Below are 20,368 nucleotides of genomic sequence, written 5' to 3'. Positions count from 1 at the left end.
CCGCTTCATGGCCGCGCCGCTTTCCGGCGGCGTCCGCCCGAAAAACCGCCAGCGTTCGCGCTGGCGGTTTTTTTATGTCCGCTGGCAGGGGCGTGCCGCGGCAGCCCGCGCGGGCGTGCTTGATGAAATCAACAAGAACCTATTGATTTCATGGACTTCAGCACGATCTTCTGATCGGCCCTACAATAGCGGCTAAAGCTTTTTGGAGAGTTCGCAATGAACGCTGTTACCGAATCCGCAGCAACGACCACCGAAATGCCGGTTCCGTTCGTCTTCACCGACGCCGCGGCCGACAAGGTCAAGCAACTGATCGACGAAGAGGGCAATCCCGACCTGAAGCTGCGCGTATTCGTGCAAGGCGGCGGCTGCTCGGGCTTCCAGTATGGCTTCACGTTCGACGAGGAAGTCAACGAGGACGACACCGTGATGAACAAGAACGGCGTCCAGCTCCTGATCGACTCGATGAGCTACCAGTACCTGGTCGGCGCCGAGATCGACTACAAGGACGACCTCAACGGCGCCCAGTTCGTGATCAAGAACCCGAACGCATCGACTACCTGCGGGTGCGGCTCGTCGTTCTCGGTCTGAGCGCACGACGGATCCTGTCCGGTTCGCTGGAATAAAAAACGGGGCTTGATGCCCCGTTTTTTTACGTCCGTGCGCGGCGCGAACCGCGCGCCGCGATGTCGCGGCATCAGCGCGGATAAAGCGCGCCAAGCACGCGCTCGCCCGCGGCGCCCGTCACGCTCGCGAGATTGCCGGGCTGGCGCGCGGTGAAGCGGTACGCGAGCCACGCGAACGCCAGCGCCTCGACCTGCTGCGGCGGCACGCCAAGCGCGGCCGTCGTGTCCACCGTCGCCGGCACGCCGGCCTTCTGCAGCGCGTCCCTCAGCGCGGTGAGCAGCACCGGATTGCGGGCCCCGCCGCCGCAGACGAACACGGCCTTGCAATCCGCCGCATGCCGCGCGATCTCGCGGGCGACGGAGACGGCGGTGAGCGCCGTCAGCGTCGCCTGCACGTCTTCCGGTGCGACCTGTGCGAAACCGGCGAGCTTCGCGTCGAGCCACGCGGGATTGAACAGGTCGCGGCCCGTGCTTTTCGGCGGCGGCGCGGCAAAGTAGGGCTCGTCGAACAGCGCGTCGAGCAGCGGCGCATGCACGGTGCCGCGGGCGGCGAACTTGCCGCCGTCGTCGTACGGCTTGCCGAGGTGGCGCGTCGCCCATTCGTCGATCAGCGCATTCGCGGGCCCGCAGTCGAAGCCGCGCACGTCGCCGCCCTCACCGGGCAGGATCGTGATGTTGCTGATGCCGCCGAGGTTGCAGACGACCCGCGTTTCGCCCGGCGCGCCGAACACCGTTGCATGGAACGCCGGCGCGAGCGGCGCGCCGTGGCCGCCGGCCGCGACGTCGCGGCTGCGGAAATCGGCGATCACGTCGAGGTGGGCAAGCTCGGCGAGCAGCGCCGGATTGTTGAGCTGGCGCGTGTAGCCGCGCTCCGGACGGTGCCGGACCGTCTGGCCATGCACGCCGATCGCGCGAATCTCGTCGCGCGACAGCCCGGCCGTACGCTGCAGCTCGTGGCAGCACACCGCATAGCGTGCGACCAGCGCGTTCGCCGCGACCGATTCGCGGTCGATCTCGTTGTCGCCGGGCTGCTGCAGCGCGAACAGCGCGTCCCGCAGCGATTGCGCGAAGCCGACGAATGCTTCCGCAAGCACGACCGGTGCGCGGCCGGTCTCGAAACGCACGGCGACGCCGTCGACGCCGTCCATGCTGGTTCCCGACATCAGCCCGAAGTAGATGCCGTCGGCCGGATGGGCGGGTTGCGGATGTCGTTGCGGCACGTTGGGTTCTCCTGGATCGAGCGGCGCGGGCCGGTGCCGCGCGCCTTGCGCCCGATTATCCGCGCAACCTGACGCGTCGTTAAGCGATGCACGCGCAAGTTATGGGAAAATCCCTGTCTTTGCGACATTCTTCCTGGCCCCGATGAGCACCGAACCCAGTTCCAAGCCTGTTTTCCCGATCACCGACGAAGTCCGCCATGCACTTGCCGTCACGAAGCGCGGCGTCGACGAACTGCTGATCGAGGAAGAGTTCGCGCAGAAGCTCGCGCGCAGCGCGGCCACCGGCACGCCGCTGCGCATCAAGCTCGGCCTCGATCCGACCGCGCCCGACATCCACATCGGCCATACGGTCGTGCTGAACAAGATGCGTCAGCTGCAGGACCTCGGCCACACGGTGATCTTCCTGATCGGCGATTTCACGTCGCTGATCGGCGATCCGTCGGGCCGCAACGCGACGCGTCCGCCGCTCACGCGCGAGCAGATCGAATCGAACGCGAAGACCTACTTCGAACAGGCCGCGCTCGTGCTCGACCGCGAAAAGACGGAGATCCGCTACAACAGCGAGTGGTCGATGCCGCTCGGCGCGGACGGGATGATCAAGCTCGCGTCGCGCTACACGGTCGCGCGGATCCTCGAACGCGAGGACTTCACGAAGCGCTTCCAGGGCGGCGTGCCGATCTCGATCCACGAATTCCTGTACCCGCTGATGCAGGGCTACGACTCGGTCGCGTTGAACGCCGATCTCGAACTCGGCGGCACCGACCAGAAGTTCAATCTGCTCGTCGGCCGCGAACTGCAGAAGCAGTACGGTCAGGAACAGCAGTGCATCCTGACGATGCCGCTACTCGAAGGCCTCGACGGCGTCGAGAAGATGTCGAAATCGAAGGGCAACTACGTCGGCATCAGCGAGAAGCCGACCGACATGTTCGGCAAGCTGATGAGCATCTCGGACACGCTGATGTGGCGTTACTTCGAACTGCTGTCGTTCCGCAGCCTGGAAGAAATCGCCGGCTTCAAGCGCGACGCCGAAGGCGGCCGCAACCCGCGCGACTTCAAGGTGCTGCTCGCGCAGGAAATCGTCGCGCGCTTCCATTCGCAGGCCGACGCCGAGCGTGCGCTGGAGGACTTCAATCACCGCGCGAAGGGCGGCGTGCCGGACGACATCCCGTCGGTCACGCTCGCGGGCGCGCCGCTCGCGATCGGCCAGCTGCTGAAGCAGGCGGGCCTCGTGCCGTCGACCAGCGAAGCGCTGCGCAACATCGAGCAGGGCGGCGTGAAGATCGACGGCGCGACGGTGTCCGACAAGGGCCTGAAGGTCGAGGCCGGCGAGTTCGTCGTGCAGGTCGGCAAGCGCCGCTTCGCGCGCGTCACGCTGACCGCATGATCGCGCTGATCCAGCGTGTGAAGCGCGCCGACGTGCGCGTCGGCGACCGCACGACGGGCGAGATCGGCGCGGGCTTGCTCGCGCTCGTCTGCGCGGAGCGCGGCGACACCGAGGCCGCGGCCGACAAGCTGCTCGCGAAGCTGCTCGGCTATCGCGTGTTCAGCGACGCGGCGGGCAAGATGAACCTGCCGGTGTCGAACATCGATGGCGCGGGTGGCGCAGGCGGCTTGCTGCTCGTGTCGCAGTTTACGCTTGCGGCCGATACCAACAGCGGGCTGCGGCCGAGCTTCACGCCGGCCGCGCCGCCTGACGAAGGCGCGCGCCTGTTCGACTATTTCGTCGCGGCCGCGCGCGAGCGCCATCCGGTCGTCGAAACCGGCGAGTTCGGCGCCGACATGCAGGTGTCGCTCGTCAACGACGGCCCCGTGACGTTCTGGCTGCAAGTGCGGCCCTGATTCTTTCCCGGAGGCGCGCCGCGATGGCCACCACCCAGATTCTGTTCATTCGCCACGGCGAGACGGCCTGGAACCGCATCAAGCGCATCCAGGGCCATATCGACATTCCGCTGGCCGATACGGGGCTCGCGCAGGCGCAGCGGCTGGCCGTGCGGCTCGCGCGGGAAGCGCGCGAAGGGCAGCGGCTCGATGCCGTCTATTCGAGCGACCTGATGCGCGCGCAACAGACCGCGCAACCCTTTGCCGATGCGCTCGGGCTGCCGCTGCAGCTGCGCGAAGGGCTGCGCGAACGCTCGTACGGCGTGTTCCAGGGGCATGACAGCACCGAGATCGAGACGCTGTTTCCGGACGCCTACGCCGCGTGGCAGACCCGCGACCCGGGTTTCGCACCCGACGGCGGCGAGTCGCAGCGTGAGCTCTATCACCGTGTGCTGCATGCACTCGAGCCGATCGTCGCCGCGCATCCAGGCGGCCGGATCGCATGCGTCGCGCACGGCGGCGTGCTCGACTGCGTGTACCGCTTCGCAAACGGTCTCGACCTGTCGGCGCCGCGCAGCTATCCACTGCTCAACACGAGCATCAACGTCGTCGATTACGTCAATGACCGCGCGCGGGTCGTGCAATGGGCCGACGTGTCACATCTCGATGACGCGAGCGACGACGACGGGTACCGCAAGGTTCTCTGATCCGATCGTGCAGGCCTGGCAGCACTGGCATCGGATGTCGGTCGGGTGAGCGGGACACCGCGCGGGTCACGGACAGGCGGGACGAGCAGGGCGGGCGACCGTGCCTGGGTGCCAGCCCGTCCGCCAGTCAGAAGCCAATGATTGGAAGAATCGTCAGGCGGGCGGGGTGTCGTCGTGGGGCGTTGCGCTCGCGCGGCGGCGGGCGCGTTTCGACGCGCCGTTGACGAGCGCCCAGCGCAGCACGGGCGCGACCGCGCGCACGCCCGGCCGGACCACCGCACGTCGCAGCGGTGCGAACGTCGACACGCCAAGCAGGCGCTGCGCCCATGGCGGCAGCAGGTCGATTCCCGCGTGCATTATCAGCGACGCGGCCGGCCGCAGCGCGGGCGATGCAACCGGCGCATTCAGCAGGATGTCCATCACGTCGAAGGTGTGCGGCCCGGCCGCGAGTTCGGGCTGCATGCGCGCGAGATAGGCCGCTACCTCGGCCCGTGACCGGGGAACGTCACGGGCGCCGAGCAGCTCGGCGATCAACGCAGTTTCGGCGTAGTAGACGTCCTGCAGCTCGCCTGACAGCGATGGATTCACATAGCGCACATGCGCGGCGAGGAAGCTCGATACTTCCGCGACATGCACCCAGGTCAGCAACGCCGGATCGTCGGCCCGGTAGGGCCGGCCGTCGGGCGCGGTACCCGAGATGCGCGCGTGGATCGCCTTCACGCGTGCGATCAGCGCGAGTGCGTCCGCGCGGCTGCCGAATGTCGTACCCGTGATGAACGTGGCGGTGCGCCTCAAGCGGCCGAGGATGTCGGTGCGAAACGACGAATGATCCCAGACGCCCGCGAGCGCGAGCGGATGGAGCGCCTGCAGCAGCAGCGCGGCAATGCCGCCCGTCATCATCGACGTGAAATCGGCATGCACGCGCCAGCAGATGGCGTCGGGGCCGAATAGCCCCGGGTCGCCGGGCGGCGACGAGAGATCGATCGACGGACCGCCGCCGCCTGCCGTCAAGTGCGTGATGCCGGCCACGAGCCGCTTGCGGATCGGCTCGGCCCAGCGTGGGCCCGGTGCGGGCGCGGCGGGGTGAGGGCTGGGCGGCGTGGTCATGGCTGGCTTGGCGGCTGGCGTGGCGCGGGCAGCGCGCTACTTCCCGTCGGCGGTATCCCACGTGCCGCGTTCGGCGTTGCCGGCATCGGGCGCGGAGAGCCCGAAGTGGCGGTACGTGAGCAGCGTCGCGATGCGCCCGCGCGGCGTGCGCTGCAGGAAGCCCTGCTGGATCAGGTACGGTTCGAGCACGTCCTCGATCGTGTCGCGCTCCTCGCCGATCGCCGCCGCGAGGTTGTCGATGCCGACCGGGCCGCCGTCGAACTTGTGCAGGATCGCCTCGAGCAGCTTGCGGTCCATCAGGTCGAAGCCGACTGGATCGACGTCGAGCATCGCGAGCGCGGCATCGGCGACGGCCGCGGTGATCTGGCCGTCGGCCTTCACTTCCGCATAGTCGCGCACGCGGCGCAGCAGCCGGTTCGCGATCCGCGGCGTGCCGCGCGAGCGCTTCGCGATCTCCAGCGCGCCGTGCGGATCGATCTGCGCGTTCAAGAGCGACGCCGAGCGCCGCACGATGCGCGACAGCTGCTCGGCATCGTAGAACTCGAGGCGCGCGACGATCCCGAAGCGATCGCGCAACGGGTTGGTCAGCATCCCCGCGCGCGTGGTCGCGCCGACCAGCGTGAACGGCTGCAGGTCGAGCTTCACGCTGCGCGCGGCCGGCCCTTCGCCGATCATGATGTCGATCTGGTAATCCTCGAGCGCCGGATACAGGATTTCCTCGACGACCGGCGACAGCCGGTGGATCTCGTCGATGAACAGCACGTCGTTCGCTTCGAGGTTGGTCAGCAGCGCGGCGAGATCGCCCGCACGCTCGAGCACGGGGCCCGACGTCTGGCGCAGGTTCACGCCCATCTCGCGCGCAATGATGTGGGCGAGGGTGGTCTTGCCGAGGCCCGGCGGCCCGAACAGCAGCACGTGATCGAGCGGCTCGGCGCGGCGCTTCGCGGCCTCGATGAAGATCTCGAGCTGGCCGCGCACCTTTTCCTGGCCGACGTAGTCGTCGAGCTGGCGCGGCCGCAGCGCGCGTTCGAACACCTCCTCGTGCGACGAGGCGGGCGTGGCGGCGATGATCCGCTCGGTGGCGAGTTTGTCGGTTTCAATCATGCGGCCATTGTACCGCGCACCGTCGCGCGGCCGAACTGGCCGAACGGCCGACTGGCGCGCGCCGCACGGCGGCGCGACACTGGCTTCGACAGCCTGCCCGGGCCGCCGTTACGCCTTAGACAGTGCCTTGAGCGCGAGCTTGATGCCTTCGGACACGCCGGTGCCGGCCGGCACGTTCTTGATCGCGGCGAGGCCTTCCTTTTCGGAATAGCCGAGCGCGAGCAGTGCGTTGAGGATGTCGGTTGCATGGTCGGACGGCGATGCGGCACCGGCGAGTGCGCCGAGATCCGCGCCGAGCTTGCCCTTCAGCTCGAGCAGCAGGCGCTCGGCAGTCTTCTTGCCGATGCCGGGCAGGCGCGTGAGGCGCGCGGCGTCCTGCATCGTCACCGCCTGCGCGAGTTCCTGCACGCTCATGCCGGACAGCACGGCCAGTGCCATGCGCGCGCCGATGCCGGTGATCTTCAGCAGTTCGCGGAAGGTCGTACGCTCCTGCGGCGTCAGGAAGCCGTACAGCAGGTGCGCGTCCTCGCGCACGATCTGCTGCGTGAGCAGCACGACGCGTTCGCCCGTTTGCGGCAGGTTGTAGAAGGTGCTCATCGGCACGTCGATTTCGTAGCCGACGCCGTTGCAGTCGACGAGCAGGTGAGGCGGATTCTTTTCGAGCAGGATGCCGGCGATGCGACCGATCATGGATGGCGGGATGCGAGGAAGAAAGCGCGAGTGTAGCGCAGGTGCGGCGCGATGCCGATGGGTTGGCCGTCAGGTCGAGGCGCCGCATCGGGCATCGTGCGTGGTGCGCGCCGCTGCGTCAGCCGACGAGCCGGCCGCGCCGCACGCGCAGCCCCTTTTTCGCGAGCGCCGGCGCGAGGCCGCTGATCGTGCCGAGCGTATTGCCGCTGTGCGCATGGCAGATCGCCATCCCGAGCGCGTCGGCCGCGTCGCTGCCGGGCTGGCCGCTCAGGTTGAGCAGCCGCGTGACCATCTCCTGCATCTGCGACTTGGTCGCGCGGCCGTATCCGACGACGGCCTGCTTCAGTTGCAGCGCGGTGTATTCGGCCACCGGCAGGCCGCCGGAGACGAGCCCGCAGATCGCGGCGCCGCGCGCCTGCCCGAGCAGCAGCGTCGACTGCGGGTTCACGTTGACGAACACCTGTTCGATCGCGGCCTGGTCGGGCGCGTGCTCGCGCACGAGCGTCGAGACGCCCTGGAAGATCGTGCCGAGCCGGGTGGCCAGGTCGGCCGCGGGCGTGCGGATCACGCCGCTCGCGACATAGGCGAGCCGGTGGCCGCTGACGTCGATGACGCCGAAGCCGGTGACGCGCAGGCCGGGGTCGATGCCGAGAATTCGCATGAGTGAGGAGAAAAACCTGATGCAGCGATACTACAACGAATGGTGCGCGGCACTGGCCGCACGCTCGCGTGCGCCGGCGTCGCGCAATAAAAAACCCGGCGGGTGCGATGCCGCCGGGTTTGCGTGCCGCGGCCGCGCGGGCCGCGTGCGATCAGTGACGGAAGTGCCGCACGCCCGTCAGGATCATCGCGATGCCGTGCTCGTCGGCTGCCGCGATCACTTCGTCGTCGCGCATCGAGCCGCCCGGCTGGATCACGCAGGTCGCGCCGGCTGCCACGACGACGTCGAGACCGTCGCGGAACGGGAAGAACGCATCCGACGCGACGGCCGAACCGGCCAGCGTGAGGCCCGCGTTCTGCGCCTTGATGCTCGCGATGCGAGCGGAATCGACGCGGCTCATCTGGCCGGCGCCGACGCCGAGCGTCATGCCGTTGCCGCAGAACACGATCGCGTTCGACTTCACGTACTTCGCGACACGCCACGCGAACAGCAGGTCGTCCATTTCCTTCGCGCTCGGCTGGCGCTTCGTGACGACGCGCAGCTCGCTCGGCTGCACGTTCTTCGAATCGAGCGACTGCACGAGCAGGCCGCCGCCCACGCGCTTCAGGTCGAATGCGTTATGGCCGTCGCCCAGTTCGATCTCGAGCAGACGCACGTTCTGCTTCGCGGCGAACACCTGCTTCGCGGCGTCCGAGAACGACGGTGCGATCAGCACTTCGACGAACTGCTTCGCCACCGCCTGCGCGGCCGTCTCGTCGACTTCGCGGTTGAACGCGATGATGCCGCCGAACGCCGACGTCGGGTCGGTCTGGAATGCCTTCGCGTACGCGTCGGCCGAGTCGTTGCCGACGGCAACGCCGCACGGGTTCGCGTGCTTGATGATCACGCAGGCCGGCGCGTCGAACGTCTTCACGCATTCCCATGCCGCGTCCGAATCCGCGATGTTGTTGTACGACAGTTCCTTGCCCTGCAGCTGGCGGTAGTTCGCCAGCGCGCCGGCCGGCGCGGCGAGGTCGCGGTAGAACGCGGCGCTCTGGTGCGGGTTCTCGCCGTAGCGCAGGTCCTGCACCTTGTCGAACGCCATGTTCAGCGTGGCCGGGTACGCGCTGCGCGATGCGTGCTGCAGCTCGTCGGTCAGGCTCGTCAGGTAGTTCGTGATCGCGCCGTCGTATTGCGCGGTGTGCGCGAACACCTTCGTCGCGAGGCGGAAGTTGGTCGCGTAACCGATCGCGTTGCCGTTCGCCTTCATTTCGTCGAGCACGACCGCGTAGTCGGCCGGATCGACGACGACCGTCACGTCGCGGTGGTTCTTCGCGGCCGAGCGCAGCATCGTCGGGCCGCCGATGTCGATGTTCTCGATCGCGTCCGCGAGCGTGCAGTCGTCCTTCGCGATCGTCGCGACGAACGGGTACAGGTTCACGACCAGCAGGTCGATCGTCGGGATGCCGTGCTGCTCGAGCGCCTGCATGTGCTCGGGCAGGTCGCGGCGGGCGAGGATGCCGCCGTGCACCTTCGGGTGCAGCGTCTTCACGCGCCCATCGAGCATTTCCGGGAAGCCCGTGTAGTCGGCCACTTCGGTCACGGGCAGGCCCGCGTCGGCGAGGAGTTTCGCGGTGCCGCCGGTCGACAGCAGCTTGACGCCAAGGCCGGACAGCGACTTCGCGAAGTCGACGATGCCGGTCTTGTCGGAAACGGAAATGAGCGCTTGCTTGATCATGATGGAACCACCAATAGCCAGGGAAACGGGGACGGGACGGCTGCCTACAGCAGGCCGTGCTGCTGCAGCTTCTTGCGCAGCGTATTGCGATTGATGCCGAGGTACTCGGCGGCGAGCGACTGGTTGCCGCCGGCCTGTACGAGCACGACCTCGAGCATCGGCTTTTCGACGCAGGACATCACCATTTCATAGACGTCGTGCGGATTGGAGCCGTCTAGATCCCGGAAATACACGTCCAGGCTCTCGCGGACACATTGTTCGATGTTGTGCTTGCTCATGCTGCTAACTGGTTATGGTCGTCCGACTCGCCCTGGCCGTTTTCCGCTTCGTCATCGACGTAGACGAGGTGGTCCGACAGCGCCTTTTGCGCGTCGAAGAAGGCATTGACGGCGGCGAGCTGCTCGCGGGTGGAATCGAGCGTGTTCATCTTGTGCCGGAACCCGTTGGCACCGGAAAGGCCGCGAGTGTACCAGCCGATGTGCTTGCGCGCAGTACGGACACCCGTGAATTCACCGTAGAACGCGTAGTGGTCTTCCAGGTGTTCGTTCATCACGTGCTGGATCTCGTCGATCAGCGGCGGGGGCAGCAGCTCGCCGGTTTGCAGGAAATGATCGATTTCACGGAACAGCCACGGCCGGCCTTGCGCGGCGCGACCGATCATCAGGGCGTCGGCGCCGGTTGCGTCGAGCACGGCCTTCGCTTTCGCCGGCGACGTGATGTCGCCGTTCGCGACGACCGGGATGCGAACGGCCGCCTTCACGGCCGCGATCGTGTCGTATTCCGCGTCGCCGCGGTAGAGGTCGGCGCGCGTGCGGCCGTGCACGGTCAGCATCGAGATGCCGGCCGCTTCGGCGAGGCGCGCGACCGTGATCGCGTTCTTGTGGTCGCGATCCCAGCCGGTGCGGATCTTCAGCGTGACGGGCACCGCATCCGGCCCCGTGCCGACCGCCGCGACGACGGCCTCGACGATCCGCTGCACGAGCGGCTCGTTTTGCAGCAGCGCGGAGCCGGCCGCGACGTTGCAGACCTTCTTCGCCGGGCAGCCCATGTTGATGTCGATGATCTGCGCGCCGTTGTCGACGTTGTAGCGGGCCGCTTCGGCCATCATCGCCGGATCGGCGCCGGCGATCTGCACCGCGATCGGTTCGACTTCGCCTTCGTGGTTTGCCCGCCGCATCGTCTTCGCGCTTTTCCACAGCTGCGCGTTTGACGCGACCATCTCGGACACGGCGTATCCGGCCCCCAGCCGCTTGCACAGCTGGCGGAACGGACGATCCGTCACCCCGGCCATCGGGGCGACGAACAGGTTGTTACGCAAAACGTGAGAGCCGATAACGGGCATCGCAATGGCACCGCCCGCGGGCGCCGGGCGTCGCGGGCAAAAAAGGGCGGAGGGAAAACGCGCATTTTACCGTATTCCCATGCCCCGCCGATTTGACCCGGTTTGCGTGGCCCGGCTGCGCGCCAAGCGCGGCGCGCAGCGCGTCAGTTGCGCTGGCCGAACATCATCTGGCGCGCGATCGCCTTCTTGAGCGGCGGGACGAACTCGAGCGCGGTGAGCGCCGCACCGCGCAGCAGCGGCAGCGGGCCGGCGTCGATCGTGAACAGGCGTGCGAGCGTGTCGGTGGCGCCGATCGTGAAGCGCCGGTCGAGCGTGCGCCGCGCGTTGAAGGTCGCGAGCGCGGTCGCTTCGAAGCCTTGCGTGGACAGCGTGTCGACGAGCGTGTGCGCATCGCGCAGCCCGAGGTTGAGCCCCTGGCCCGCGACCGGATGAAGCGTCTGCGCGGCGTTACCGACGATCGCGATGCGTCCGCTGACGAGCGTTTGCGCCGCGTTCAGGCCGAGCGGGAACGATGCGCGCCCCGCGATCGCGACGAACTGGCCCATGCGCTCGCCGAAGGCCGCGCCGAGTTCGCGCAGGAACGCGTCGTCGGGAAGGGCGGCGCGGCGCGCGGCCTCGTCGGGCGTGCAGCACCACACGAGCGAATACTCGGCGCCGCCAAGCGGCAGCAGCGCGAGCGGGCCTTCGTGCGTGAAGCGTTCCCACGCGACGTTCGGACGCGGCGCCGACACCGTGACCGTGCCGACGATCGCGGTCTGGCCGTAGTCGCGGCGATGATTGCCGGTGTCGGCGTGCTGTTCGTGGAACAGCCCGCCTTCGGCGTTGATGACGATGCGCGCGCGCAGCGAGCGTTCGCCTTGCGGGCCGTCGAGCGTCAGCGTGACGCCGTCGGCATCCTGCCGCGGCGGGCGCGCGGTGGTCGACGTGAGCCAGTCGACGCGCGTGCCGCGCACCGCCTGCGCGAGTGCCTGCACGATCGAGCCGTAGCGCACCACGTAGCCGAGCGCGGCGAGGTCGTGTTCGTCGCGATCGATCAGCGTGCGGCCGAAATGACCGCGCTGCGACACGTGGATGTGTTCGATCGGCGTTGCGTCGGCGGGCCAGGCGAGCGTGTCGAGCAGCACGCGGCTGCCATGCGACACGGCGATCGCGCGTGGATCGTTCGCGCTCGCGGCCGGCTCGCGCGCGTCGATCAGCGCGATCGACGCGTGCTGCGTCGCGCTGCGTCGTGCGAGCCATCCGGCGAGCGCGAGCCCGACGGGGCCCGCGCCGACGATGGCGAGGTCGTAGTCCGGCGTGGCCGGAGAGGAAGCGGTCGTCATCAGTGTTCGTGAAACGGTGTAACGGTCAACGGCGGATCAACGGCGGGCACCGGCGCGTCGGCGCGGGTCGCTGGCAGCCTGCGGCCGGCTCACGCGCCGTGCGCCGAGCCCGCGCGCATCAGCGCCTCGATCTCGGCGGCAGCCACCGGCACGTCGCGCGTGATCAGCTCGCAACCCTGCTCGCGCACGATCGCGTCGTCCTCGATGCGGATGCCGATGTTCCAGTATTCGGGCGGCACGTCGTCGGCGGCCCGCACGTACAGGCCCGGCTCGACGGTGAGCGTCATGCCGGGCTTCAGCGTGCGCCACGGTAGCGCGCCGTTGGCGTCGCGCGCGGCGAGCCGCTCGCGGTAGTCGCCGCAATCGTGCACGTCCATCCCGATCCAGTGGCCGGTGCGGTGCATGTAGAAGCGCGCGTAGCCACGCTCGGCGATCACGTCGTCGACGTTCGAGAAGCGCGTCTTGGGGATGATGCCGGTATCGAGCAGCCCCTGCGCGAGCACGCGCACGGCCGCATCGTGCGGCGCCTCGAACGCCACGCCCGCGCGCGTCGCGTCGATCGCGGCCTGCTGCGCGGCGAGCACGATGTCGTACAGCGTGCGCTGTGCGGGGGAGAAGCGCCCGTTGGCCGGGAACGTGCGCGTGATGTCCGACGCGTAGCCGTCGAGCTCGCACGCGGCATCGATCAGGATCAGGTCGCCGTCCTGCGCGGCCGCGTTGCCGGCCGGGTAGTGCAGCACGCACGCGTTCGCGCCGGCCGCGACGATCGAGCCGTACGCGGGCGCCTGCGCGCCATGCTTGCGGAACGTATACAGCAGCTCGGCCTCGAGTTCGTATTCGCGGATCCCCGGGCGGCACACCTGCATCGCGCGGCGATGTGCGAGCGCGGAGATGTGCGCGGCGCGCATCATGATCGCGAGTTCGTGTTCGTCCTTCACGAGCCGCATGTCGTCGACGAGCGGCGTGAGGTCGAGCAGCGCGTCCGGCGCGGCGATGCCCGCGCGTGCCTGCGTGCGCACCGCGTCGATCCAGCCGGCCAGCTGGCGGTCGAACTCGGCCGATGCGCCGAACCGGTAGTGCACGGTGCCCGCATCGGCGAGCAGGCGCGGCATTTCGGTGTCGATCACGTCGACCGCATAGGCCGCGTCGAAGCCGAACGCGTCGCGCGCGGCCTCGGGCCCGTAATGAAAACCTTCCCAGATCTCGCGGTCGGCATTCTTGGCGCGGCAGAACAGGATCGATTCCGGCGCGCCATGCGACCCGGCCGCGTTCAGCACGAGCACGGCATCCGGCTCGGTGAAGCCCGTCAGGTAGTAGAAGTAGCTGTCATGCCGGTACGGGAAGGCCGTATCGCGGTTGCGCAGCAGTTCCGGCGCGGTGGAGACGATGGCGACGCCGCCGCCGGCGGCGCGCAGTGCGGCAAGCACGCGTTCGCGGCGCTGGCGGTAGACGTCGACGGCGATGGCGGTATCGAGGGGCGCATTCATTCGTGCGATTGTAGCGCCGCCGGACGCGGCGCGTGAAACCGGGGGCTGCAAGCCACGCCGGACGGGGCTCGGCGACGGCTGTTGCAAACCATCCACAGGCCGGACGGACGATTTTCTACCCGGCCACGCCGGCCGGTTATGATCGGCGACAACGTATACTCCCGGCGGTTCCCTTAAAAAGGCAGATGATGAAATTAATCGGTTCGCTCAGCAGCCCGTACGTCAGAAAGGCGCGGATCGTGCTGGCTGAAAAGAAGATCGACTACAAGCTGGAACTCGAGAACGTGTGGGCGCCGGAGACGGACATTCATGCATCGAATCCGCTCGGCAAGGTCCCGTGCCTCGTGATGGAAGATGGCGCCGCGGTGTTCGATTCCCGCGTGATCTGCGAATACGTCGACACGCTGTCGCCGGTCGGCAAGCTGATTCCGCCGTCGGGGCGCGAACGGGTCGAAGTGCGTTGCTGGGAAGCGCTGGGCGACGGCGTGCTCGACGCGGCCGTGGCGATTCGTCTCGAACACACGCTGCGCGACGAAGCGCAGCGCAGCGCGAGCTGGATCGCGCGCCAGCAGCGCAAGATCGACGATGCGCTCGTCGCGATGTCGCAGGGCCTCGGCGGCAAGACGTGGTGCGTCGGTAATCATTACACGCTCGCCGACATCGCACTCGGCTGCGCGCTCGGCTACCTCGACTTCCGGATGCCCGAGCTGAACTGGCGCGACCGCCATCCGAACCTCGACAAGCATTTCGCGAAGCTGTCGCAGCGTCAGACGTTCGCCGATACGCTGCCGCAAGCCTGACCGGCCGCCGGCCGCGAATGGGGCAGACAAAGGAAAAGCGCCCCGCGGGGCGCTTTTCCTTTTGGCGGATCGCCGCGGCGCGCGGCGATCGCACGTATCGCACGTATCAAACGGACCGCGTTATTCGATCGACGCGTAAACGCTCTCGCCGAGCACGAACGAATCGCTGCGCGCGATCGGCCACCACTTGTCGTACAGCGTGTAGCCGCAGGTCTGGCCGTCGAGCAACGCGCCGGGCTTCAGGTATTTCAGCAGTTGCGACATCAGCCGGACTTCATGCGGCGCGACGCGCTGCACGATGTGATGCGCGCGCAGTTCGGACGGATGGCCGAGGCCAGCCGCCTGCACGAGTTCCTGCAGCGCATGCAGCGTATTGCGGTGGAAGTTGTACACGCGCTCGGCCTTGTCCGGCACGACGAGTGCGCGCTGGCGCACCGGGTCCTGCGTCGCGACGCCGGTCGGGCAGCGGTCGGTGTGGCAGTGCTGCGCCTGGATGCAGCCAACCGCGAACATGAAGCCGCGCGCCGAGTTCACCCAGTCCGCGCCGATCGCGAGCGTGCGCGCGATGTCGAACGCGGTAATGATCTTGCCGCTCGCGCCGATCTTCACGCGGTCGCGCACGCCGATCCCGACGAGCGTGTTGTGCACCAGCAGCAGTCCTTCCTGCAGCGGCACGCCGACGTGGTCGGTGAATTCGAGCGGGGCCGCGCCGGTGCCGCCTTCCGCGCCGTCGACGACGATGAAGTCCGGCACGATGCCCGTCTCGACCATCGCCTTCGCGATCCCGAAGAATTCCCACGGATGGCCGATGCACAGCTTGAAGCCGGTCGGCTTGCCGCCCGACAGCGTGCGCAGCCGCTCGACGAATTCGAGCAGCCCGCGCGGCGTCGAGAATTCCGAGTGCGTGGCGGGCGAGATGCAGTCCTTGCCCATCGGCACGCCGCGCGTCTCGGCGATCTCGGGCGTGATCTTCGCGGCCGGCAGCACGCCGCCGTGGCCCGGCTTCGCGCCCTGCGACAGCTTGACCTCGATCATCTTGACCTGCGGATCGGCGGCCTGCTTCGCGAACTTGTCGGGATTGAACGTGCCGTCGTCGTTGCGGCAGCCGAAGTAGCCGGACGCGATTTCCCAGATGATGTCGCCACCGTTCTCGCGGTGGTACTTCGACAGCGAGCCTTCGCCGGTATCGTGCGCGAACCCGCCTTTTTTCGCGCCGAGGTTCAGCGAGCGGATCGCGTTCGCGGACAGCGAGCCGAAGCTCATCGCCGAGATGTTGAAGATCGAGATGTCGTACGGCTGCGCGCGACTTGCACCGACCCGGATGCGGAAGTCGTGGTTCGGCAGCTTCGTCGGCGCGAGCGAGTGGCTGATCCATTCGTGCGCGACCGCCTTCACGTTCAGTTCGGTGCCGTACGGGCGGTTGTCGGCGACGTTCTTCGCGCGCTGGTAGACGAGGCTGCGCTGCGCGCGCGAGAACGGCTTCTCGTCGGTGTCGTCCTCGACGAAATACTGACGGATTTCGGGGCGGATGAACTCGAACAGGAAGCGGAGATGGCCCCAGAGCGGGTAGTTGCGCAGGATCGCGTGGCGGTCCTGCTTCAGGTCGTACACGCCGAGGCCGACGAGGGCGACGGGGATGATGATCCACAGCCAGGACAGCACGTGGATCGACGCGAGTGCGGCCGCCGCGATGAGCAGCAGGACGGCACACCACATCGCGAGGTAGCGTCGAGAAAGCATGGGGACTCCATAAGCATCTTGAAATGCCGCCATGCGTTCGCTGCGCGGCGGCGCGCCGGCCGCGGCGGAATCGTGTTCCGCCGGGCGCGGCGTGCCGCAAGTCTAAACCGAATGGATGTCAGCGTGCTTCGGCAAGTGCGCCGGCGGGGGCCGCGGCCGGTGCCGTCTGGCCGGGCTGGCCGGTGGCCGCGAACTCGATGATCCCGCCGCCGAGGCAGATCTCGCCGTCGTACAGCGCGGCCGACTGGCCGGGCGTGACCGCCCATTGCGCGCCGGCGAACGCGAGCGAGAAGCGTCCGTCCGCGGCCCGGGCGAACGTACAGGCCGCGTCGGCTTGCCGATAGCGTGTCTTCGCACCGCACGCGAAGCCGTCGGCCGGCGGCTCGCCCGCGACCCAGCTCACGTTGCCGGCGACCAGCTGGTGCGACAGCAGCCACGGATGATCGTGGCCCTGCACGACGTACAGCGTGTTCGACGCGATGTCCTTCGCGGCGACGAACCACGGGTCGCCGTTGCCGTCCTTGCTGCCGCCGAGACCGATGCCCTTGCGCTGGCCGAACGTATAGAACGCGAGGCCGATGTGCTCACCGACGACCTTACCGTCCGGCGTCTTCATCGGGCCGGGTTTCGTCGGAAGATAACGGTTCAGGAAATCGCGGAACGGCCGTTCGCCGATGAAGCAGATGCCGGTCGAATCCTTCTTCTTCGCGTTCGGCAGGCCGATCTGCGCGGCGATCTCGCGCACCTTCGTCTTGGGAATCTCGCCGAGCGGGAACATCGTCTTCGACAGTTGCGCCTGGTTCAGCCGGTGCAGGAAGTACGACTGGTCTTTCGTGTGGTCGAAGGCCTTCAGCAGCTCGAAGCGGCCGTCGCGCTCGCGCACGCGTGCGTAGTGGCCGGTCGCGATCATTTCCGCGTCGAGCGACATCGCATGGTCGAGGAACGCCTTGAACTTGATCTCGGCGTTGCACAGCACGTCCGGGTTCGGCGTGCGGCCGGCCGAGTATTCGCGCAGGAATTCGGCGAACACGCGGTCCTTGTATTCGGCCGCGAAGTTCACCGCTTCCACGTCGATGCCGATCAGGTCGGCGACCGACACCACGTCGATCCAGTCCTGGCGCGTCGAGCAGTATTCGCCGTCGTCGTCGTCTTCCCAGTTCTTCATGAACAGGCCGACCACGTCGTAGCCCTGTTCCTTCAGCAGCCACGCGGTCACCGACGAATCGACGCCGCCCGACATGCCCACTACTACACGGCGCTTGCTCATTTGCCTACCGCCTGACGGTCGAATGCTTCCGGGCGCGGCGCGACCGAATGCGTGTGCACGAAATCGAGCGGAATGCGCCGCCCGGCGAGATAGTCGTCGACGCAGCGCATCACCGCGGGCGAGCGGTGGCGCTCGCCGCACGCGCGCAGTTCGTCGGCGCTCATCCACAGCGTGCGGACGATGCCGTCGTCGAGCGCGTGGCCCGGCAGCGGCTCGCCGGCCGTGCCGCAGAACGTGAAGCGCAGGTAGGTCGCGCCGGCGCTGCCGGGGCGGTCGTAGTGCGCGAGATAGACGCCGACGAGCGCGGCGGGGACGAACGGATGCGCGGTTTCCTCGAGCGTCTCGCGGATCACGGCGTCGGCGAGCGTCTCGCCGGCTTCGAGATGGCCGGCCGGCTGGTTGATGCGCAGGCCCGTCGAGGTTTCTTCCTCGATCATGAGAAAGCGGCCGGCGCGCTCGACGAGCGCCGCGACGGTCACATGCGGGGTCCAGATTTCGGGTTTCATGGTTCGGCATTTTACCGGTTGCGCCCGGACGCTGCCGGCCATGTGGTTAGACGAATCCGACCCCGGTCGTTCATGCGCTGGCGGCGGGGCGCCGCATTCGCCGCGACACGCCCGGCTGGCGCGGCCTGGGTCGCGCGGCGGGCGGCCGTGGCAACCGGCCCGGGCGCCCCGCCTTTCATGGCGCGACGATCCGCGCGACCCGCACGGGCGGCGCGGCGCGTGCGAGCAGAGGGGGCCGGCACGCCTCGAGCAGGATCAACCCCCGTTTTTCACGGTGTGACGATCTGCGCGACGCAGCTGGCGATCGTGTCCCGCACGCGCACGATCGCCGGGTCGCGCTGCGTGCTCGTCCGCCAGCCGATTTCCACCGGATAGCGCGGCAACTCGACCGGGCACGCAAGCGCGCGCAGCGACGTCGACTGCGCGATCGCGCGTGCCGCGTGCGCGGGAATCGTCGCCACCGCGTCGGAACCGGCGAGCAGGTACGGCAGCGCCGCGAAATGCGTGGTCGAGGCCGCGACGCGCCGCTTGTGGCCGAGCGCGGCCAGCGCTTCGTCGACGATCCCGATCACGCCGCCCGATGACACGAGCAGGTGTTCGCGCGCGAGAAAATCGGCGAGCGCGAGCGTGCGGGGCGAACGCGCACGGCCGCCCGGATCGACCAGGCACGCGTAGCCGCCCGTCGCGACCGCGCGCCGGCTGAGGCCGTTCGCCGAAAACCCGCCCGACGCGATCGCGAGATCGACGCCGTGCCGCAGCAGCGCGTCGCCCGCGATGCCGCTGTGCGTCTGCCGGAAGATCAGCCGGATGCCCGCGGCGCCCCGCGCGACCGCGTCGATCAGCGCGCGGCCGAGCGCGATCTCGAAGTCGTCCGACAGCCCGATCGAGATCGTGCGGCCGACCCGCTCGCCACCGTCGGCCGCGATCGCGAGGCTCTCGCGGCAGCGGTCGAGCGCGTCGGACAGGATCGGCTTCAGTTCGTCCGCGCGCGGCGTCGGCGCGAGCCCGCGGCCGGTGCGCACGAACAGCGGATCGGCGTAGATCACGCGCAGCCGCGCGAGCGCCGCGCTGACGGCCGATTGCGTGAGGCCGAGCCGCAGCGCCGCACGGCTCGCGCCGCCTTCCTCGTACAGCGCCTCGAACACCTTCAGCAGGTTCAGGTCGAGTCCGGCGATATCATCCACATTCATGTCAGTTATCGTTGTATCGATTTGATCGATGAAATGATATCGATAAAGATGGCGTCACCCCTCATCGTATTGATCGGAGACGCCTTCATGTCCACCTCAGTCATCGCCGCGCTGCAGATCGGCGCATCGCCCGCCGGCACGCGCGCCACGCTCGACACGATCCTCGGCTACGAAACCGCGATCCGCGACAGCGGCGCGTCGCTCGTCGTGCTGCCCGAGGCCGTGCTCGGCGGCTATCCGAAAGGCGAGATCTTCGGCACGCGGCTCGGCTACCGGCTGCCCGAAGGCCGCGACGCGTATGCGCGTTACGCCGCGCAGGCGATCGACGTGCCGGGGCCGGAAACCGACGAGCTCGCCGCGCTGTCGCAGCGCACCGGTGCGAGCCTCGTGGTCGGCGTGATCGAGCGCGGCGGCAGCACGCTGTATTGCACGGCGCTGTTCTTCGATCCGCGCGACGGGCTCGTCGCGAAGCACCGCAAGCTGATGCCGACCGGCACCGAACGGCTGATCTGGGGCCAGGGCGACGGCTCGACGCTGCCGGTGGTCGACACGGCGGCGGGCCGCGCGGGTGCCGCGATCTGCTGGGAGAACCACATGCCGCTGCTGCGCTGCGCGATGTATGCGAAAGGCGTGCAGATCTGGTGCGCGCCGACCGTCGACGAGCGCGACCTGTGGCAAAGCTCGATGCGCCACATCGCGCACGAGGGCCGTTGCTTCGTCGTGAGCGCGTGCCAGGTGCAGCCGTCGCCGCGCGCGCTCGGCATCGACGTGCCGGGCTGGGATCCCGAGCGGCCGCTGATCCGCGGCGGCAGCGTGATCGTCGGGCCGCTCGGCGACCTGCTGACGGAACCGCTGATCGGCGAGGCCGGGCTCGTCACCGCGCGCATCGATACCGACGAACTCGTGCGGGCGCGTTACGACTTCGACGTGGTCGGGCACTATGCGCGCGCCGACGTGTTTTCGCTGCACGTCGACGAGCGGCCGAAGCGGTCGGTGGTGTTCGGGGCGTGACGGCGGCTGCCGGGGCGCGGACGCCCCGGCGCGCGAATGGCGGCGGGGGGGGGGGC

21 protein-coding genes are annotated in these 20,368 nt (G+C 68.5%); 7 read left to right on the top strand and 14 right to left on the bottom strand.

Annotated features, from left to right (window positions below; translation table 11 throughout):
- The first annotated feature begins 7 nt into the window (after positions 1-7).
- Both ACTJKF_RS10050 and erpA read left to right on the top strand, forming a co-directional pair.
- On the top strand, positions 8-196 hold the full coding sequence (locus ACTJKF_RS10050; protein WP_440623393.1) for a hypothetical protein: 189 nt from the start codon (positions 8-10) through the stop codon (positions 194-196).
- 20 nt (positions 197-216) lie between these two features.
- Positions 217-588 carry an iron-sulfur cluster insertion protein ErpA gene (gene erpA / locus ACTJKF_RS10045; protein WP_121858445.1) on the top strand — a complete coding sequence of 124 codons (372 nt, stop codon included), beginning with the start codon at positions 217-219 and terminating at the stop codon, positions 586-588.
- Between the two features lie 106 nt (positions 589-694).
- On the opposite strand, the gene ACTJKF_RS10040 is transcribed toward erpA, so the two are convergent.
- Positions 695-1,843, bottom strand: coding sequence for an anhydro-N-acetylmuramic acid kinase (locus ACTJKF_RS10040; RefSeq protein ID WP_440623392.1), 1,149 nt, complete (start codon positions 1,841-1,843; stop codon positions 695-697).
- Positions 1,844-1,985: 142 nt separating this feature from the next.
- Between ACTJKF_RS10040 and tyrS the strand changes: the two genes are divergently transcribed.
- Genes tyrS through ACTJKF_RS10025 form a run of 3 tightly spaced genes read left to right on the top strand, consistent with a single transcriptional unit; the run spans position 1,986 to position 4,368 of the window.
- Positions 1,986-3,227, top strand: a complete 1,242-nt coding sequence (gene tyrS / locus ACTJKF_RS10035) for a tyrosine--tRNA ligase (RefSeq protein ID WP_440623391.1) — start codon at positions 1,986-1,988, stop codon at positions 3,225-3,227.
- Entirely contained in the window at positions 3,224-3,682 is a 459-nt protein-coding gene (gene dtd / locus ACTJKF_RS10030; protein WP_006751891.1) for a D-aminoacyl-tRNA deacylase, read from the top strand. The genes tyrS and dtd overlap by 4 nt, the downstream gene beginning before the upstream one ends.
- A 23-nt stretch (positions 3,683-3,705) precedes the next feature.
- Positions 3,706-4,368, top strand: a complete 663-nt coding sequence (locus ACTJKF_RS10025) for a histidine phosphatase family protein (RefSeq protein WP_440623390.1) — start codon at positions 3,706-3,708, stop codon at positions 4,366-4,368.
- Between the two features lie 153 nt (positions 4,369-4,521).
- On the opposite strand, the gene ACTJKF_RS10020 is transcribed toward ACTJKF_RS10025, so the two are convergent.
- From ACTJKF_RS10020 to ACTJKF_RS09980, 9 genes are all read right to left on the bottom strand, one after another.
- On the bottom strand, positions 4,522-5,475 hold the full coding sequence (locus ACTJKF_RS10020; protein ID WP_440623389.1) for an oxygenase MpaB family protein: 954 nt from the start codon (positions 5,473-5,475) through the stop codon (positions 4,522-4,524).
- A gap of 36 nt (positions 5,476-5,511) precedes the next feature.
- Positions 5,512-6,579, bottom strand: coding sequence for a Holliday junction branch migration DNA helicase RuvB (gene ruvB / locus ACTJKF_RS10015; RefSeq protein ID WP_440623388.1), 1,068 nt, complete (start codon positions 6,577-6,579; stop codon positions 5,512-5,514).
- A 108-nt stretch (positions 6,580-6,687) separates the two neighbouring features.
- The gene (gene ruvA / locus ACTJKF_RS10010) at positions 6,688-7,269 is read right to left on the bottom strand and encodes a Holliday junction branch migration protein RuvA (protein ID WP_021162490.1); all 582 of its coding nucleotides are present in this window, start codon (positions 7,267-7,269) and stop codon (positions 6,688-6,690) included.
- 118 nt (positions 7,270-7,387) lie between these two features.
- The gene (ruvC, locus tag ACTJKF_RS10005) at positions 7,388-7,930 is read right to left on the bottom strand and encodes a crossover junction endodeoxyribonuclease RuvC (protein ID WP_440623387.1); all 543 of its coding nucleotides are present in this window, start codon (positions 7,928-7,930) and stop codon (positions 7,388-7,390) included.
- 151 nt (positions 7,931-8,081) lie between these two features.
- Complete coding sequence (gene purH / locus ACTJKF_RS10000; protein WP_440623386.1) at positions 8,082-9,647, bottom strand: bifunctional phosphoribosylaminoimidazolecarboxamide formyltransferase/IMP cyclohydrolase; 1,566 nt, start codon at positions 9,645-9,647, stop codon at positions 8,082-8,084.
- A 44-nt stretch (positions 9,648-9,691) separates the two neighbouring features.
- Positions 9,692-9,925, bottom strand: a complete 234-nt coding sequence (locus tag ACTJKF_RS09995) for a Fis family transcriptional regulator (protein WP_006476892.1) — start codon at positions 9,923-9,925, stop codon at positions 9,692-9,694.
- Positions 9,922-10,989 (bottom strand): tRNA dihydrouridine synthase DusB, encoded by a 1,068-nt coding sequence (dusB, locus tag ACTJKF_RS09990; protein WP_440623385.1) that lies wholly within the window; start codon positions 10,987-10,989, stop codon positions 9,922-9,924. The genes ACTJKF_RS09995 and dusB overlap by 4 nt, the downstream gene beginning before the upstream one ends.
- Positions 10,990-11,132: 143 nt before the next feature.
- Positions 11,133-12,311 carry a UbiH/UbiF/VisC/COQ6 family ubiquinone biosynthesis hydroxylase gene (locus tag ACTJKF_RS09985; protein WP_440623384.1) on the bottom strand — a complete coding sequence of 393 codons (1,179 nt, stop codon included), beginning with the start codon at positions 12,309-12,311 and terminating at the stop codon, positions 11,133-11,135.
- 89 nt (positions 12,312-12,400) lie between these two features.
- Complete coding sequence (locus ACTJKF_RS09980) at positions 12,401-13,798, bottom strand: aminopeptidase P N-terminal domain-containing protein (protein ID WP_440623383.1); 1,398 nt, start codon at positions 13,796-13,798, stop codon at positions 12,401-12,403.
- Between the two features lie 185 nt (positions 13,799-13,983).
- Here ACTJKF_RS09980 and ACTJKF_RS09975 point away from each other — a divergent pair, with 185 nt between their 5' ends.
- The gene (locus tag ACTJKF_RS09975; RefSeq protein WP_440623382.1) at positions 13,984-14,598 is read left to right on the top strand and encodes a glutathione S-transferase family protein; all 615 of its coding nucleotides are present in this window, start codon (positions 13,984-13,986) and stop codon (positions 14,596-14,598) included.
- Positions 14,599-14,718: 120 nt separating this feature from the next.
- On the opposite strand, the gene ACTJKF_RS09970 is transcribed toward ACTJKF_RS09975, so the two are convergent.
- The 4 genes from ACTJKF_RS09970 to ACTJKF_RS09955 all read right to left on the bottom strand — a co-directional run bounded on the left by ACTJKF_RS09970 (position 14,719) and on the right by ACTJKF_RS09955 (position 19,301).
- Positions 14,719-16,338 (bottom strand): FMN-binding glutamate synthase family protein, encoded by a 1,620-nt coding sequence (locus tag ACTJKF_RS09970; RefSeq protein ID WP_440623381.1) that lies wholly within the window; start codon positions 16,336-16,338, stop codon positions 14,719-14,721.
- A gap of 118 nt (positions 16,339-16,456) precedes the next feature.
- Entirely contained in the window at positions 16,457-17,605 is a 1,149-nt protein-coding gene (gene mnmA, locus ACTJKF_RS09965) for a tRNA 2-thiouridine(34) synthase MnmA (RefSeq protein WP_440623380.1), read from the bottom strand.
- Entirely contained in the window at positions 17,602-18,111 is a 510-nt protein-coding gene (locus ACTJKF_RS09960) for an NUDIX hydrolase (RefSeq protein ID WP_440623379.1), read from the bottom strand. The genes mnmA and ACTJKF_RS09960 overlap by 4 nt, the downstream gene beginning before the upstream one ends.
- A gap of 269 nt (positions 18,112-18,380) precedes the next feature.
- Positions 18,381-19,301 (bottom strand): LysR family transcriptional regulator, encoded by a 921-nt coding sequence (locus ACTJKF_RS09955; RefSeq protein ID WP_440623378.1) that lies wholly within the window; start codon positions 19,299-19,301, stop codon positions 18,381-18,383.
- An 87-nt stretch (positions 19,302-19,388) separates the two neighbouring features.
- On the opposite strand from ACTJKF_RS09955, the gene ACTJKF_RS09950 reads away from it, so the two are divergent.
- On the top strand, positions 19,389-20,312 hold the full coding sequence (locus tag ACTJKF_RS09950; protein WP_440623377.1) for a carbon-nitrogen hydrolase family protein: 924 nt from the start codon (positions 19,389-19,391) through the stop codon (positions 20,310-20,312).
- Positions 20,313-20,368: the final 56 nt, after the last annotated feature.

It is taken from the genome of Burkholderia sp. 22313 (assembly GCF_052045245.1).
In the GTDB taxonomy this organism is placed as follows: Bacteria; Pseudomonadota; Gammaproteobacteria; order Burkholderiales; family Burkholderiaceae; genus Burkholderia.
Note: the sequence above shows the minus strand (reverse complement) of the source record. Positions and strands in the feature narration are given on the sequence as shown.